The sequence below is a fragment of the Mycobacterium szulgai genome (assembly GCF_002116635.1).
GTDB lineage: Bacteria > Actinomycetota > Actinomycetes > Mycobacteriales > Mycobacteriaceae > Mycobacterium > Mycobacterium szulgai.
In genome coordinates this window covers 121,978-138,425 of record NZ_LQPW01000167.1, presented here as the reverse complement: position 1 = coordinate 138,425, position 16,448 = coordinate 121,978, and the positions used below count along the sequence as shown (strand labels likewise).

General features: G+C 67.0%; 13 protein-coding genes. 5 read left to right on the top strand and 8 right to left on the bottom strand.

Annotated elements, in window-relative coordinates; genetic code table 11:
* Positions 1-26: 26 nt before the first annotated feature.
* Positions 27-668: a pyridoxamine 5'-phosphate oxidase family protein gene (locus tag AWC27_RS26475; RefSeq protein ID WP_085673406.1), complete on the bottom strand. Its 642-nt coding sequence runs from the start codon at positions 666-668 to the stop codon at positions 27-29.
* A 40-nt stretch (positions 669-708) separates the two neighbouring features.
* Here AWC27_RS26475 and AWC27_RS26470 point away from each other — a divergent pair, with 40 nt between their 5' ends.
* A complete protein-coding gene (locus AWC27_RS26470; protein ID WP_085673497.1) occupies positions 709-2,037 on the top strand; it encodes an aminotransferase class I/II-fold pyridoxal phosphate-dependent enzyme in 1,329 nt (442 codons plus the stop codon).
* On the opposite strand, the gene AWC27_RS26465 is transcribed toward AWC27_RS26470, so the two are convergent.
* The 7 genes from AWC27_RS26465 to AWC27_RS26435 all read right to left on the bottom strand — a co-directional run bounded on the left by AWC27_RS26465 (position 2,015) and on the right by AWC27_RS26435 (position 12,728).
* The gene (locus tag AWC27_RS26465) at positions 2,015-2,626 is read right to left on the bottom strand and encodes a mismatch-specific DNA-glycosylase (protein ID WP_085673405.1); all 612 of its coding nucleotides are present in this window, start codon (positions 2,624-2,626) and stop codon (positions 2,015-2,017) included. The two genes, AWC27_RS26470 and AWC27_RS26465, sit on opposite strands and share 23 nt — an antisense overlap.
* Positions 2,627-2,640: 14 nt before the next feature.
* A complete protein-coding gene (gene treZ, locus AWC27_RS26460; RefSeq protein ID WP_085673403.1) occupies positions 2,641-4,389 on the bottom strand; it encodes a malto-oligosyltrehalose trehalohydrolase in 1,749 nt (582 codons plus the stop codon).
* Positions 4,382-6,676, bottom strand: coding sequence for a malto-oligosyltrehalose synthase (gene treY / locus AWC27_RS26455; RefSeq protein WP_085673401.1), 2,295 nt, complete (start codon positions 6,674-6,676; stop codon positions 4,382-4,384). Before treY ends, treZ begins: the two co-directional genes overlap by 8 nt.
* A 3-nt stretch (positions 6,677-6,679) precedes the next feature.
* Positions 6,680-8,860 (bottom strand): glycogen debranching protein GlgX, encoded by a 2,181-nt coding sequence (glgX, locus tag AWC27_RS26450; protein WP_085673399.1) that lies wholly within the window; start codon positions 8,858-8,860, stop codon positions 6,680-6,682.
* Positions 8,861-8,895: 35 nt separating this feature from the next.
* Positions 8,896-11,046 (bottom strand): acyltransferase family protein, encoded by a 2,151-nt coding sequence (locus tag AWC27_RS26445; protein WP_085673397.1) that lies wholly within the window; start codon positions 11,044-11,046, stop codon positions 8,896-8,898.
* 112 nt (positions 11,047-11,158) lie between these two features.
* On the bottom strand, positions 11,159-12,052 hold the full coding sequence (ripD, locus tag AWC27_RS26440) for an NlpC/P60 family peptidoglycan-binding protein RipD (protein WP_085673396.1): 894 nt from the start codon (positions 12,050-12,052) through the stop codon (positions 11,159-11,161).
* A gap of 268 nt (positions 12,053-12,320) precedes the next feature.
* Positions 12,321-12,728, bottom strand: a complete 408-nt coding sequence (locus AWC27_RS26435; protein WP_085673394.1) for a hypothetical protein — start codon at positions 12,726-12,728, stop codon at positions 12,321-12,323.
* Positions 12,729-12,791: 63 nt separating this feature from the next.
* Here AWC27_RS26435 and AWC27_RS26430 point away from each other — a divergent pair, with 63 nt between their 5' ends.
* Genes AWC27_RS26430 through AWC27_RS26415 form a run of 4 tightly spaced genes read left to right on the top strand, consistent with a single transcriptional unit; the run spans position 12,792 to position 16,446 of the window.
* Positions 12,792-14,105 (top strand): adenosylmethionine--8-amino-7-oxononanoate transaminase, encoded by a 1,314-nt coding sequence (locus AWC27_RS26430; RefSeq protein ID WP_085673392.1) that lies wholly within the window; start codon positions 12,792-12,794, stop codon positions 14,103-14,105.
* A gap of 6 nt (positions 14,106-14,111) precedes the next feature.
* Positions 14,112-15,269 (top strand): 8-amino-7-oxononanoate synthase, encoded by a 1,158-nt coding sequence (locus tag AWC27_RS26425; RefSeq protein ID WP_085673390.1) that lies wholly within the window; start codon positions 14,112-14,114, stop codon positions 15,267-15,269.
* Positions 15,266-15,940 (top strand): dethiobiotin synthase, encoded by a 675-nt coding sequence (bioD, locus tag AWC27_RS26420; protein WP_085673388.1) that lies wholly within the window; start codon positions 15,266-15,268, stop codon positions 15,938-15,940. Before AWC27_RS26425 ends, bioD begins: the two co-directional genes overlap by 4 nt.
* Positions 15,940-16,446, top strand: a complete 507-nt coding sequence (locus AWC27_RS26415; protein WP_085673386.1) for a 2'-5' RNA ligase family protein — start codon at positions 15,940-15,942, stop codon at positions 16,444-16,446. Before bioD ends, AWC27_RS26415 begins: the two co-directional genes overlap by 1 nt.
* Positions 16,447-16,448: the final 2 nt, after the last annotated feature.

Here is a 16,448-nt window from a genome sequence, read left to right as displayed (position 1 = left end):
TTGTACGGGCTTTGCGTGCGGCTGGGTTAGAGGTAGGGCGGCAACGGGGTAGCGGGGTTCAGGTCGGTGGCGGGGTGTGGAGTCCCGGCCGTCATACGCAGGGGTACCACGCCCGCCCAATGCGGCAGTGCGTGGTCTTGCGGATCGTCGACCGCGCCGCCGTCGCGCACCTTGGCCGAGACTTCGACCAGATCGAGCGCGAGGACCGCGGTCGCTGCCAGCTCCCGCGCGTTGGGGGGCCGGCAGTCGGCGGCGCGCCCGGGCGCGATGTGGTCGAGCAGGGCAGCCAATGCCTGCCGCTTCTCGGTCCGGTCCGCCACCAGCCGTGCGGTACCCAGCACGACCACCGAACGGTAGTTCAGCGAGTGGTGAATCGCCGAACGGGCCAGCACCAGCCCGTCGACGAGAGTGGCGGTAACGCATACCGGCAGCCCGGATTGTTGAGCCGCAAGCATGGGGCCACTGCCGGTAGAACCGTGTAGGTACAGGGTTTCGCCGAGGCGGGAGTGTGTGGTCGGCAGTACCACCGGCCGGTCGTCGCTGACGTAACCGAGGTGGCACACCAGCGCTTCGTCCAGGATGCGATGGACGATCTCGCGGTCGTAATGCGCGCGGTCGCGATAGCGGGTGGGCGTTGTTCGCTGAGTGGGACGGTAAGCGGTTTCCATCGGATTGCCCTTGATTTTGTACTAGTACATAATGGACTATGTGCCAGTACATTACAGGATCGCGGGGACGGGTGCCGAGTCGATAGCCGCCAACGTGGAGTCGGCCATCTCGCACGGCGAGCTGTCACCTGGCGACGCATTGCCGCCCATCCGCGAGGTCGCCGCCGAGCTCGGCGTCAACCCCAACACCGTCGCCGCGGCCTACCGGCTGCTGCGCGACCGTGGGGCGGTCGAAACCGCAGGGCGGCGCGGAACGCGGGTGCGGAGCCGGCCCGCCACCACGCCGCGGTCCTTGCTCGGTCTTGCCGTCCCGGCGGGTGCGCGCGACTTGTCGACTGGAAATCCCGACCCCGCGATGTTGCCGATCGCCGACGCCCAATGGCCGGCGCCGGCGGGGCGGCGCCCGTTGCTATACGGGCAGTCGGCGATGTCGGCCGAGTTGGCCGACATCGCCCGTGCCGCTCTGCAGGCGGACCGGGTACCCGCCAAGCACCTTGCGGTGACCAGCGGCGCGCTGGACGGCATCGAGCGGGTGCTCACCGCGTACCTGCGCCCGGGTGACCGGGTTGCCGTCGAGGACCCGGGCTGGGCCAACATGCTGGACCTTATTGCCGCACTGGGTCTTTCGGCCGAACCAGTGGGAGTCGACGATGAGGGCCCGTTGATTCTCGACATGGCCCGGGCGCTGCGCCGAGGTGTGCAAGCGGTGCTCGTGACCAGTCGTGCGCAGAACCCGACCGGGGCGGCGTTATCCGGGGATCGTGCCAGCGCGCTGCGCAGCCTGCTGGCCGGCCGCGCTGACGACGTACTGGTTGTCGAGGACGATCACTGCGCGGGCATCGCCGGTGCAGCACTGCACACGCTGGCCGGGTCGACCCGCCGCTGGGCTTTTGTCCGGTCGGCGTCCAAGGCTTATGGCCCCGACCTGCGGCTCGCCGTCGTCGCCGGAGACCGGCGCACCGTCGAGCGGGTGCATGGGCGGCTGCGGCTCGGGCCGGGGTGGGTGAGTCACCTGCTGCAGGACCTTGCGGTAAGCCTGTGGTCGGATGACACGGCGACCGGACGTGTCAGCGACGCCGAGCAGCGCTACACCGACAACCGTGTACGGCTGTGCGCCGCGCTCGCCGAGCGCGGCGTCACCGCTTTCGGCCGGTCCGGGCTCAACGTGTGGATTCCGGTTCCCGACGAGGCGGTCGCCATCAGCCGGCTGCTCAATGCCGGCTGGGGCGCAGCGCCAGGGACACGGTTCCGCATCCGCAGCGAGCCGGGAATGCGCATCACCATCGCCGATCTGAGCGCCGGTGAGATTGATCCGCTCGCTGACGCGATCGCCGAGGCGGTGCTGGTCACCGGTCGCCGTAGCGTGTAGCCGGGTCGAGGCGAATGCCGGCGGCTTGGGCGGCCTGCGCGTAGACGGCCGCGAGGCGGGGCAACGTCGCGTGGGCGTTGCGGCCGCTCGGGTTGGGCAGCACCCACAGGTCGGTTCCGGGATGGCTGGGATAAGGGGAAAGCTGCTTGCCCAGCTTGGCCTGGCGGTCGCCGAAGGCTGCGCGGTATGCGGTGATTCCGAGAACTGCAACCACTCTGGGCGAGAATTCCTGAATCATCCGGTCCAGCTTCTGTCTGCCCGCGATCAGTTCGCCGGCGGTGAGTTCGTCGGCGCCCGCGGTCGCCCGCTCCACGAGGTTGGTGATGCCGATCCCGCGGCTCAATACATACTCCCGGTCGGCGACCGCAAACCCGGACGAGGCGTCGATCAGGTGTTCGGTGATGCCGGCACGGTAGAGCGCAGGCCAGAATCGATTGCCGCGCGGGGCGAAATGGGCCTGCACCGCAGCGGTTCTCAGCCCTGGGTTGATGCCGACGAACAGTAGCCGGACCTGATCGGAGATCAAGTCGGGCAGCGTCTTGCCGCTGAACCGCCTCAGCTCGTCGCGAGTGAACCTGACTTCATCCATGGCGCAGCGTAGCTTTACGCGTCGGCGCCCTTTCCGGCGCGCAGGATCGCGAAGGAGTGTGCGGGCAGCACGGTCGCCTTGTCGCCGATCGACGGCGCATCCCAGGCCAGCACCAGCTCCCCGGTGACGGGCACGCTTGCCGCGTCGGTGCCGAGGTTGCAGGCAATCGCAATTCGATTGCGGCGCATGATGATCCAGCGTTCGTCTTCGTCGTAGTCGACGACGAGGTGGTCCAGCCACTCGTCGTCGAAATCAGGTTCTTTGTGCCGCAACGCGATCAGGTCGCGATAAAGCTGCAGGAGCCGGGCATGATCGCCGGACGCCGGCTCGGCCCAGTTCAGCTTTGAGCGCTGAAATGTCTGCGGGTCCTGTGGGTCGGGGATGTCTCCCTGTTTTGCGGCGTCCCAGCCGTGTTCGGCGAATTCGGCCTTGCGTCCCTCGGCGGTGGCCCGGGCCAGCTCGGGTTCGGGATGCGAGCTGAAGAACTGGAACGGGGTTCTCGCTCCCCATTCTTCGCCCATGAAAAGCATTGCGGTGTAGGGCGATCCGAGCACCAATGCAGCTTTGACGGCAAGCTGGCCGGCGGTGAGGTTTTGTGACGGCCGGTCGCCAAGGGCGCGATTGCCGATCTGGTCGTGGGTGCAGGTGTAGGCAAGCAATCTGGTGGCCGGGATGCGGGCGGTGTCCAGCGGGCGCCCGTGGCGCCGGCGCCGAAACGACGAATACGTGCCTGCGTGAAAGAAACCGTGGCGCAGGGTGTGCGCAAGCGTCGCCATGGACCCGAAATCGCTGTAATACCCTTGCCGCTCTCCGGATACCGCGGTGTGGATGGCGTGGTGGATGTCGTCGTCCCACTGCGCGGTGATTCCGTAACCCGCCTCCTCGCGCGGGGTGATCAGGCGCGGGTCGTTGAGATCGCTTTCGGCAATCAGTGATAGCGGACGGCCCACTTGTTTTGATAGCCAGTCGGTTTCGCTGGAGAGTTCCTCGAGGATGTGCACCGCGGTGACATCCACCAGCGCGTGCACGGCATCCAGGCGCAGGCCGTCGGCGTGGAAGTCGCGCATCCAGCGCAGCGCGCACCCGATGATGTAGCGGCGCACCTCGTCGGAGTCGGCGTCGGCGATATTGATGCCTTCGCCCCACGGGTTGCTCGCCGACGACAGGTAAGGCCCGAACCGCGGCAGATAGTTTCCCGACGGGCCAAGATGGTTGAAGACCGCGTCGATAAGCACACCCAAACCACGCGCGTGGCAAGCGTCGACGAATCGGACCAGGCCGTCGGGGCCGCCGTAGGGTTCGTGCACGCTGTACCACAGCACGCCGTCGTATCCCCAGCCGTGTGTGCCGGCAAACGAGTTGACCGGCATCAGCTCGACGAAGTCGATTCCGAGACCGACCAGATAGTCCAGCTTCTCGATAGCCGAGTCGAAGGTGCCGGCCGCGGTGAACGTGCCGATATGCAGCTCGTAGATCACCGCGCCCGCGACCGTCTTGCCGGGCCAGCAGCCGTCGGTCCAGGTGGCTCGTGCGGCATCCCAGAGCTGAGATCGTTCATGTACGCCGTCGGGCTGGCGCGCCGATCGCGGGTCGGGCAGCACGGTGGGGTCGTCGTCGAGCAGGTATCCGTAACGGGCGTCCGGCGCGGCCTCGACTGCTGCGTGCCACCAGCCGCCGTCTGCGCGGGTCATCGGATGCACCGCGCCGTCGACGTCGAGGCGTACCAGCGCGGGTTTGGGCGCCCAGACCCGGAATTCAGCCACAGTCGCGCTCGAGCAGTACGACGGGCAGATCGGCGAACAACTCGGCAGCTGAGGTCGGTCCGCTTGCCACGGCGCCCGTCAGCCGGTCGGTCCAGGAGCCTTTCGGCAGCGGCACAACGGTGTTGCCCCAGCCGGTTTCGTGTAGCCGTACCGTCCAGCGGGTCACCGCGACCAGGATGTCGTCGCCGCGAAGAAACGCCACCACATGATCGCTTGCCTGCCCATCGGCCAGCACGGGCAGGTAGTCGCCGAAGAAGGCTTCCGGACGGGCGCGGCGTAACCGAAGCGCTGTGGTGACGACCCGAATCTTGGGATGCTGCAACTCTTTCAGGGCCGCCCGGCGAATAGCGTAGTCGACCTCACGCCGGTTGTCGGGATCGACGAGGCTGTCGTCCCACAGCTCGGTGCCCTGGTAGACATCGGGTATTCCGGGCGTTGTGAGGGCCAGCAGCTTCTGCCCCAGCGCGTCGCTGGCGGCATGCGGGTTGAGCTGGGCGACGAGTTTGGTGAGCTCGCCGGCCACCGGCCCGTCGAGCACGCTATCGAGCCAACAATGCACCGCGTCTTCGAATTCGGCGTTCGGGTCGTTCCAGCAGGTGTGCCAGGCCGCCTCCCGGATCGCCTTTTCGGCGTAGCCGTGTAGTCGCTCGCGCAACTGCGAGCTGACCTCGCCGCCGACTGGCCACACGCCGAAGATGTTCTGCCACAGGAGCTGTCCGGTCGCGGCATCGGGGGAGGGGGCGTGTAATTCCCAGCGCCCGATGAATTCTGTCCACAGCGAAGGCACCTGTGACAGCACGCCGATCCGGGCGCGCACATCCTCACCGCGTTTGGTGTCGTGAGTGGTCAGTGTCGTCATGGTGTGCGGCCACATCCTGGCACGGGTGGCGGCGCTCTGGTGGAACTCCGCGGCGCCGACGCCGAACCGGTGTGGTTCGCCGCCCACTTCGTTGAGCGACACCAGCCGGGAGTCGCGGTAGAACAGGCAGTCTTCAACCGACTTGGCGGTCACCGCGCCGCACAGCTGTTGCAACCGGGTGGCCGGCTCGCCGTCGCGGGCCAGCGCCGAGGCCAGAACCTGCAGCGCGGGGCCGTATTGCGGTGCCGCGGCTTGCGTCGCGGCCAATGCGGTGGGCAGGGTGGCGGCCAGGCCGGGATAGTCGCAGCGGTAAACATCGATATGGGTGAGCAGCGCGGCCACGGCCTCGGGCAGCAGCGGATCATCGGCGTCGGCGGCCGCCGCAATGGACCGTCGTAGCCTGGCCATTTCACTGCTCAGCGTGTCGGTAGCCGCGCGAATCTTCAACTCGGCCAACAGCTCCGGCATGGCGCCGTAATCTACGCCGGCGGATCCGACCAACTCCGTCAGGGCCGGTGCACCGGTCGGATCGATGAACAGGCCACCGATTTCGCGCAGCGCGTCGTAGCCGGTGGTGCCGGCCACCGGCAGGGTCGGTTCCAGCGCCTCGTCGACACCGAGGATCTTTTCGATAACGATCCAGGCGTCCGGTCCCACCAGCTCGCGCAGCCACGCCAGATATGTGCAGGGATCTGACAATCCGTCGGGATGGTCGATGCGCACACCGTCGACGAGCCCTTCGGCGAACCAGCGACCGACTTCGGCGTGACCGGCGTCGAACACCGCGCGATCTTCCTGACGCAGTCCGGCCAGCGAGGTGATGGAGAAGAATCGGCGGTAACCGACCACGCCGCTTCGCCAGCCCACCAGCCGGTAGTGCTGACGGTCGTGCACTTCCGGGCCGGTGCCGGCGCCGGTGCCCGGCGCGATCGGGAACGCCAGGTCGCCCAGGCGCAGCACTTCACCGTCGACCGCCAGGCCGGCGACGTCCTCGTCGGAACCCAATACGGGCAAGACGATTCGGCCGTCGGCCAGATTCCAGTCGATGTCGAAGAATGTCGCGTAGGGCGACGAACGTCCGTGCCGCAATACGTCCCACCACCACGGGTTCTGCTGTGGCTGGTCGATCCCGACGTGGTTGGGCACGATGTCGACGATCAGCCCCATACCGCGGGCCCGCGCAGCCGCGGATAGCTTTGCCAGCCCGTCGGGACCACCGAGTTCCGCCGACACCGTCGTGGGGTCGGTGACGTCGTAACCGTGCGTCGACCCTGTTACGGCGGTCAGGATCGGCGACAGGTACAGATGCGAGACCCCGAGCTCGTCAAGGTAGTCCAGCAGGTTCTCGGCGTCGGCGAAGGTGAAGCCGAATCCGCTCGACGCACCCCGCAGCTGCAACCGGTAGGTTGACAGAACCGAAAAAGTCATGTGTCACAGCGTCTTACGCAAGATAAGGACCGATCGTGCCGGTAGTGCGATCTCCTCGCCATCCTTGACGACCCGTTCTGCGACACCCGTGGGGACGGTTGTGTCGAGCTCGACGGTCCATTCCTGCGCGTAGTCGTCGTGGGGCATGACGAAGTTGACTTCGTGTTCATGGGCGTTGAAACACAGCAGGAACGAGTCGTCGACGATGCGTTCGCCGCGTCGGCCGGGTTCGGGCAGGGCCCGGCCGTTGAGGAACACCGCAATGCTCTTGCCGAAGTCGTTGTCCCAGTCTTGTTCCGTCATCTCCTGGCCGGCCGGCGTCAGCCAGGCGATGTCGCGGACTTCGGCGCCGCTGCGGATGGGTTGGCCCTTGAGGAATCGGCGACGCCGAAATACCGGGTGTTTGCGACGCAATCGCGTGACCTTGCGGGTGAACGTCAGGTGATCCGCGTTCTTCTCGACCAGTGACCAGTCCATCCAGGACAAGGCGGAGTCCTGGCAGTAGACGTTGTTGTTGCCCCGTTGGGTGCGCCCCATCTCGTCGCCGTGCAGGATCATCGGGGTGCCCTGGCTGACCATCAGGGTGGCCATGATGTTGCGCATCTGCTGGGAGCGCAGTGCCAGGATGTCCGGGTCGTCGGTGGGGCCCTCGACTCCGCAGTTCCAGGACCGGTTGTGGCTCTCGCCGTCCTTGTTGTCTTCGCCGTTGGCCTCGTTGTGTTTCTCGTTGTAGGAGACGAGGTCATTGAGCGTGAAGCCGTCGTGGGCGGTGACGAAGTTGATGCTGGCGCTGGGCCGGCGCCCGGTCGCCTCATACAGGTCCGACGACCCGGTCAGCCGGGAAGCGAACTCGCCCAGGGTTGCGGGCTCGCCCCGCCAGTAGTCGCGCACAGTGTCGCGGTATTTCCCGTTCCATTCGGTCCACAAACCTGGGAAATTGCCGACTTGGTAGCCCCCTTCGCCGATATCCCACGGCTCGGCAATCAATTTGACCTGGCTGACCACCGGATCCTGCTGGACCAGATCGAAGAATGCCGAAAGGCGGTCGACGTCGTAGAACTCGCGGGCCAGGGTGGCTGCCAGGTCGAACCGGAAGCCGTCGACGTGCATTTCCAGAACCCAATAGCGCAGCGAGTCCATGATCAGCTGCAGGGTGTGCGGGCCGCGGACGTTGAGGCTGTTACCGGTGCCGGTGAAGTCCTTGTAGTGCCGTAGGTCCCCGTCGACCAACCGGTAGTAGGCGGCGTTGTCGATGCCGCGGAAGTTGATGGTGGGTCCCAGATGATTTCCTTCGGCGGTGTGGTTGTAGACCACGTCGAGGATGACTTCGATGCCCGCTTCGTGGAAGGCCCGGACCATCGCCTTGAACTCGGCTACGGCGGCTCCGGGCTTTGGCGTCGACGCGTACTGGTAGTGCGGGGCCAAGAAGCCGAAGGTGTTGTAGCCCCAATAGTTTCGCAGCCCCAAGTCCAAAAGCCGGTGGTCGTGCATGAACTGGTGAATCGGCATCAGCTCGATGGCCGTGACACTGAGCGACTTGAGGTGGTCGATGATCACTGGGTGCGCTAGACCCGCGTAGGTGCCGCGCAGTTCCTGCGGGATGCCGGGGTGGGTCTGGGTCATGCCCTTGACGTGGGCCTCGTAGATCACCGTCTCGTGATAGGGGGTGCCGGGCGCGCGGTCGGATCCCCAATCGAAGAACGGGTTGATCACCACACTGGTCATGGTGTGACCCAGCGAGTCGATCATCGGGGGAGTGCCGGTTTCCGACGGGTCTTCGGCCGCCGCGGCCATGTCGTAGGAGTACAGCGCCTGACTGAATTCGAAGTCGCCGACGAACGATTTTCCGTACGGGTCGAGCAACAGCTTGCTCGGATCACATCGATGACCCGCGCCCGGGTCGAACGGTCCGTGCACCCGAAACCCGTAGCGCTGGCCCGGCGTGACGTTCGGAAGATAGCAATGCCAGATGTATCCGTCGACCTCGTCCAGGTTGATTCGGGTTTCTTCACCGTCGCGGGAGATCAGGCACAACTCGACCTTGTCTGCGATCTCGGAAAACAATGAAAAGTTGGTGCCTGCACCGTCATACGTGGCGCCGAGCGGAAAGGCCGTACCGGGCCATACCATCGCCATCGCCGGCGAGGTGTCGGTGATCTCGGCTTCGCTTTCGGACGACGACATCATTCGACCTTAGCTGCGCCGGCCGGCTGGCGCGGTTACCACCAACCGGTGATCGCCGCGATCTGGCGACCGAGTTCAGGGGCCATGGTGCGCACGTAGGTGGGCGTCAGGTGATGGGCATCGCGGTAGATGAGGACGTTTCCTTCGACAGCTCGGCAGAAGTCTGGCCGGCAGATCGCATCGGACATGTCAATCGGCTTGAGCAGTGGGAACTGCGCGACGAAGTCGAGGGTGGTGTTGTGCTCGGACAGCAGGTCGGACCGCTTGATCCCGCACGACTCGGAATTGCCGCCCTTGGCCAGGCAATCCGCGGGATTGAACGGCTGGCCGTTCTTGACCAGCCACGGGGTGTCGCGTATCGCGAGGATGGGAATGTTGTTTTCGGACAACGTTTGCCAGATACCGATGTAGGTGGCGGGCATGACGTCGCCGGGCTTGATGTTCCACGGTCGGGTCGAGGTGGTGAACACGTAGTCGGGGCGGTCGGCAACCAGCTTGGCCATCGTGGTTTCCACCCATTCGCGGCACTGCGGATAGGCGGCGTTGTTGCCCATGATCAGCGGGACCTGCTCGGTGGACAGCGCGCAGCCCATCTTCAGGTACGTCACCACTTTGAAGTGGTGCAGACGGCCCAGCAGGTCGAGCGCGGTCAGCCAGTGCTCGGCGTGCGACCCGCCGGCCAGCGCGACCGTCCGGGCGGCATCGGGATCGCCGTAAGTGCAGTTCACCATCGCGGGGTTGACGAAATCACTGATGCAGCCATCCCTGGTGGAAGCGGGCAGGTCTTCCTTGACCTCCAGCACCGTGGGCCGCATCCGCAGCGTGGGCACCCGCACATGGTCGGTCAACGCGCGCGCGCCGGGATAGTCCACGGCGCTGAGCCCGCTGAGCTCTTTGCCCGAGGCGCGTTCGACGATCAGGTGCTCGCGCCAGGTGAACGAGGTTGCGGTCAAGGTGACGCCCAGTAGCGCAACGGCCGACCCCAGCGCGATGGTCGGGCGGCGCAGTCGCTGATTCCACGCAATCGGCGGGGCTGCTGCGGCGGGCGTGGCGGTTGCTGCCGGTGCCCGGTACCGCAGCGGCTCCTCGACAAACCGATTCGTCAAGTACGCCAGTACCCCCGATACCAGCAGTACGGCTGCGCCCTCGACGAAATTGGCTTGCCGGTGCCCCGAGTAGGCGAGCCAGAAGATCAGCAGCGGCCAATGCCACAGGTACAACGAGTAGGCCATCGCGCCCAGCGTCACCAGCGGCGCGGCCGCCAGCACGCGATTGGGCAGCGGCAGGCGGGCACCTGGCTGCGCCGCCAGATTGGCGCCGACGAGGATCATCACCATCGCCGCCCCGACGGGGACCAGCGCCCAGGGACCGGGAAATTCCTTGACGCCGTTGATCAGCGCACCGCACGACAGGACCGCCGCCAGTGCGATCGTGGCCAGCGCGGTGCGTAGCCACATCGGCCAGCGGATGTGCGCGACCAGTGCGCCGACCAGCGCTCCCAGCAGCAGTTCCCACGCCCGCGCGAAGCTGTTGTAGTACGCCGACATCTGATCGCTTTGGTGGGCGATCACCGCGTAGACGAAGGACGCCAGGGTCAACCCGCTCAGGAGCACCACGAACAGGGTGCGCAGGTGCTTGCCCAGCGAGCGCTTGAACAGGTACGCGCATCCGGCGATGAGGAACAGGAAGGCGACATAGAACTGGCCCTGCACCGACATGGACCAGATGTGTTGCAACGGGCTGACGGCCTCGCCGGCGCGCAGGTAGTCGGAGGCCGAGTTGGCCAGCTCCCAGTTCTGGTAGTAGCCAAGGCTGGCCAGACTCTGGTTGGCGTACGTCTCCCAGCGCGTCTGCGGCTGCACCAGGACGGTGAGCAACGCGCACCCGGCAAGCACGACAACGAGGGCGGGAAGCAGTCGCCGGATCAACCGGACCACTTCGGAGACCGGCGATAACGACAGCTCGGGATTGAGCGCGATGCGCAGCATCTTGCCGCCGAAGAAGAACCCCGACAGCGCCAGGAACACGTCCACGCCACCGGAAACGCGGCCGAACCACACGTGAAAGACGGCGACCAGCGCGATCGCGATACCGCGCAGGCCGTCCAGATCATGGCGATAGAAACCTGTCGTGCGGGTACCCATCGCGACCGGCGTCGCAGTTGCGGGTGGTGACAGGCTGATCATGATCGTCAGCCAATTTACCGAAACCCGCCACCTGCTCTCCTCCCGCTGAGCAGCAGCGCAGTCGGGGAGGGAACAGGTGGCGGGTGTCGAGGGGGTTCAGCCGGTTGTGCGATTACCGCGTCGGGACGGTGGTAGTGGGCTGCAACGGCGTCTGCTGTGCGGGCACCTGCTGTCCGGGCAGGGTCAATCCCGGGGTGGTCTGGGCCGGCGGGGTTTGGCCCGGCACGGTCTGGGCGGGCGTGGTCAGCCCGGGCACCGTCTGGGCGGGTGCGGTCTGGCCCGGGACCGTCTGGGCGGGCGTGGTCAGCCCGGGCACCGTCTGGGCGGGTGCGGTTTGACCCGGGACCGTCTGGGCGGGTGTGGTCAGCCCCGGCGTTGTTTGCCCAGGTGCGGTTTGCCCCGGTGCGGTCTGGGCCGGCGTGGTCAGCCCTGGCGCTGTCTGCGCCGGCGTGAGTTGCCCGGGCATGGTCTGCAACGGCGCTTGCTGCACCGGCGCCTGGGACGGTTGGGCTCCGAGGATCCGGACGAGGTAGGGCGCCATGTTGCTGGTGCGCACCGGCGAGACCTGGACGACGTCGCCGACTTCCAGCATCTGGCCGTTGCCCAGGTACATCGCGACGCTTTGCGTGCCTTCGGGGCCGTAGAAGATCAGGTCCGCCTTGCGGGCTTGCTGCGGCAGGACCCGCTGGCCCACCTTGTACATCTGGCCGGACGACCGCGGCAGCTTGAGCCCGGCGCCGGCGTAGGCGTATTGGATCAGGCCCGACGCGTCAAAACCGACGGTGTTGATGCCGGTCCCGGTGCCGCGGGTGGGGCCGGTGACGCCGCCGCCGGCCCACGAGAATGGCACACCGCGCTGTGCCAGCCCGCGCGCGATGACGGCGTCGGCGGCCTGCTGGTAGTCCGTCGCCATGGTGACCGGGTCGGCGGCCGCGATGCCGGGGAAGGCCACCACCGGGGCAACCGTGATCGCCACACCGAGTGCGAAGGCGTATATGCGTTTCATTGTGCTTCCAATCTCCTTGGCAATCTCGTTGGCCCTGTCGGGCTCGGTGTGCGTTGGCGTTTTGGCCGCCGCGCCGGGGCCTGGCGCCGCAGTAGTCACACCAGTCACTACAGACACTCTGACAACAGGCGAGTTCGATTGCCAGAGAGGCGAAGGATTATTTGTCGTAACGTGACCGGACGGTGATTAGGGCTGCCCAAAGTTGTATGGGCAGTTGTGATTTCAGTCTCAGTAACGTTGCCGCGGCGAGATCAGGCAGATGCCGCGATTAGTGCCAGTACCGTTCACTGAAACCGGTAAGCGCGTAGCCGAGCACCGAGGTGACAGTGAGGACGCCGATCGCGATGATCGGCCAAAAGGACATGTACCAGCCCTTCACCATGGAAACGAACGGTCCGATCACGGCCGCGGTGACGGCAGCGCCGATGCCGCCCCACATCAGCGGATAGATGTAGTAGTTGAGGCCGTAGGGCACCGGCGGGCAATCGTCTGTCACACAGACGTTTTCGGCGAAACCGAACAGTTGCTGCGGCCAACTGGTCATCGAGACCAGGATCAACAGCACGCCCAGCACCGTGACGGTGCAGATCACGTCCCAGGGGACTATCCGCAGCTTGAGGATCTGCGGCGCCTTTTCCTCAGAGCCGGTGCTTTCGGGCTGAATCGGCGAAGCCATGCCATGCATGCTTCCCGATGGCCGCGGTTTCTGCGACCGGTGCCGGCATTACCCTCGGACTCCATGACCGCGGCTGACAGATCTGGCCCCGGGTGGACGCCCGAACAGATCAGCGCGATAGACGCCGCCCACGTGTGGCATCCCTACAGCACCATCGGGGCCGAATCCCTGCTGCCGGTGGTGGCCGTCGGCGCCCACGGCGCCTGGCTGACGCTCATCCGCGACGGCCGGCCGATCCAAGCGCTCGACGCGATGAGTTCGTGGTGGACGGCGATCCACGGGCACGGGCACCCGGTTCTGGATGCGGCCATGACCAGCCAGTTGAGCGTCATGAACCACGTCATGTTCGGCGGCCTGACCCACGAACCGGCCGCCCGGCTGGCCAAGCTGCTGGTGGATATCACCCCGGCGGGTCTGGAGACGGTCTTCTTCAGCGACTCGGGATCGGTGTCGGTGGAAGTCGCGGTGAAGATGGCCCTGCAGTACTGGCGCAGCCGGGGCCAATCCGGAAAACACCGGCTGATGACCTGGCGTGGTGGCTACCACGGCGACACCTTCACGCCGATGAGCATTTGCGACCCGGACGGCGGCATGCACTCGCTATGGACCGACATCCTGGCCCACCAGGTGTTCGCCCCGCAGGTACCACGCGACTACGACGCCCGTTACAGCGCAGCGTTCGACGCGCAACTAGCGTGCCACGCTGCCGAGCTGGCCGCGGTGGTAGTGGAGCCGGTGGTGCAGGGCGCGGGCGGGATGCGCTTCCACGATCCGGCCTATCTGGCCGATCTGCGCGATATCTGCCGGCGTCACGACGTCCTGCTGATTTTCGACGAGATCGCCACCGGCTTTGGCCGTACCGGAGAGCTGTTCGCCGCCGACCACGCCGGCGTCAGCCCGGACATCATGTGCGTGGGCAAGGCGATGACCGGCGGGTATCTCAGCCTGGCCGCCACCCTGTGCAGCACCGACATCGCCCACACCATCAGCTCCGGTGCCGCGGGCGCGCTGATGCACGGCCCCACTTTCATGGCCAATCCGCTGGCCTGCGCGGTGTCGGTGGCCAGTATCGAGTTGCTGCTCGGCCAGGATTGGCCGTCGCGGGTCGCCGAAATCTCCGCCGGGTTGACCGCCGGCCTGGAAGCTGCGCGGGCCCTGCCCGCGGTCACCGACGTGCGGGTGTGCGGCGCGATCGGCGTGATCGAGTGCGATCGGCCGGTGGATCTGGCGGTCGCCACTCCCGCGGCGTTGGACCGCGGGGTATGGCTGCGCCCATTCCGGAACCTGATCTACGCCATGCCGCCCTACATTTGTCCACCCGCCGAGATCGCGCAGATCACCTCAGCGATGGTGGAGGTCGCACGCCTCGTAGGCTGAACCCCGATGAAAGGCGTGCCGGCACCGATCGATCTCTCCCCGCTGTCCTGGCTGGAGACGGTGGAGCAACAGCGTCGCGCGGCCGGGCTGCGCCGCTCGCTGCGGCCGCGGCCGGCCGTGGCTACCGAGCTGGATCTGGCGTCCAATGACTACCTGGGTCTGTCGCAGCATCCCGAAGTCATCGAGGGCGGTGTGCAGGCCCTGCGCATCTGGGGCGCCGGTGCCACCGGTTCGCGACTGGTCACCGGCGACACCGAGCTGCACCAGGAGTTCGAGTCCGAGCTCGCCGACTACGTCGGGGCCGCGGCGGGATTGTTGTTCTCCTCGGGATATACCGCCAACCTGGGAGCCGTCGTCGGTTTGTCGGGTCCGGGTTCGCTGTTGGTTTCCGACGCCTATTCGCACGCGTCGCTGGTGGATGCCTGCCGGTTGTCGCGGGCGCGGGTGGTGGTGGCGCCGCATCGCGACGTCGACGCCGTCGACCGGGCACTGCGATCGCGCAAGGAACAGCGCGCCGTCGTCATCACCGACTCCGTGTTCAGCGCCGACGGTGCGCTGGCGCAGGTTCGCGAGCTGCACGAGGTATGCCGTCGGCGCCATGCCCTGCTCATCGTCGACGAGGCACACGGCCTGGGTGTGCGCGGCGGCGGGCGTGGGCTGCTGCATGAGGCCGGGCTGGCGGGTGCACCCGATGTGGTGATGACCACCACGTTGTCCAAGGCGCTGGGCAGTCAGGGTGGGGTAGTGCTGGGGCCGGCTTCGGTGCGGGCCCACCTGATCGACGCGGCCCGGCCGTTCATCTTCGACACCGGCCTGGCTCCGGCGGCGGTGGGTTCGGCGTTGGCCGCCTTGCGTGTGCTGCAGGCCGAAGCGTGGCGGCCGGAAGCCGTGCTGACGAACGCGCGCGAATTGGCCAGCGCCTGTGACGTCCCGGAAACGCCGCAGTCTGCAGTGGTTTCGGTGATCCTGGGCGATCCGGAGGTAGCGTTGGCCGCGGCTACCGCCTGCCTGGATGCCGGTGTGAAGGTGGGGTGCTTCCGGCCGCCGACCGTGCCAGCCGGAACGTCGCGGCTGCGGCTGAGTGCACGCGCGTCCCTGGATGCCGACGATCTCGAGCTGGCCCGCCGCGTACTGACCGACGTCCTCTCGGTGGCGCGCCGTTGACCGTCCTGGTCATCACCGGGACCGGCACCGGCGTCGGCAAGACGGTCGCCACCGCGGCCCTGGCGTCGCACGCCCGTCAGGCGGGGATCGAGGTCGCGGTGTGCAAACCCGTCCAGACCGGCACCGACGCCGGCGACGACGATCTCGCCGAGGTGGGCCGACTATCCGGGGTGAGCGAACTTGCCGGCCTGGCGCGGTATCCGCAGCCCATGGCGCCTGCGGCTGCCGCCGAGTGCGCCCAGAAGGCGCTACCCACCCGTGCTGACGTGCTGGCGCTCATCCGCAGTCTGGACCGCCCGGGACGGCTGACGCTGGTCGAAGGCGCCGGGGGGCTGCTGGTGGAACTGGCCGAGGGCGGCGTCACCTTGCGTGACCTGGCCGTGGACCTGGCCGCCGCGGCGCTGGTCGTGGTCAGCGCGGAGCTGGGCACCCTCAACCACACCGCGCTGACATTGGAAGCGCTTGCTGCACAAGGCGTTTCCTGCTGCGGCTTGGTGATCGGCAGCTGGCCGGAGCGGCCCGGTCCGGTGGAGAACTCCAACCGCTCCGCGTTGGCTCGGCTGGCGCCGGTGCGTGCGGCACTGCCGGCCGGGGCCGGCGCGGTCTCGGACTTCGCGGCACTGAGCGCGGCGGCGTTCGACCGCGCTTGGGTGAGCGCGCTGGTCTGCTGATGGTGCACTCGATCGAGCTGGTTTTCGACAGCGATACCGAGGCGGCCGTGCGTCGCATCTGGGAAGAACTGGCCGCGGCCGGAATACCGAGTCAGGCGCCGGCCAGTCGTCCCCATGTGACGCTGGCCGTCGCTGAACGCATCGACAGCGACGTCGACGAATTGCTGCGTCCGGTCGCCGCCACGTTATCCATGGCCTGTGCCATCGGAGCGCCGGTGTTGTTCGGGCGCGCGAACGTGGTGTTCACCCGGTTGGTGGTGCCGACCCGTTCGCTGCTGGAACTGCATGCCGAAGTGCACCGGTTGTGTGGCGCGCATCTGACGCCAGGCCCGATGGCCAACAGCCTGCCCGGTCAATGGACCGCCCACGTCACGCTGGCGCGCCGGGTCGGCGGCTCGCAACTAGGTCGCGCCTTGCGTATCGCGGGCCGGCCTGCCCAGATCAACGGCCACTTCGCCGGCCTGCGCCGCTGGGACGGCAGCAAGCGCGCCGAGCATCCGATCTAGGC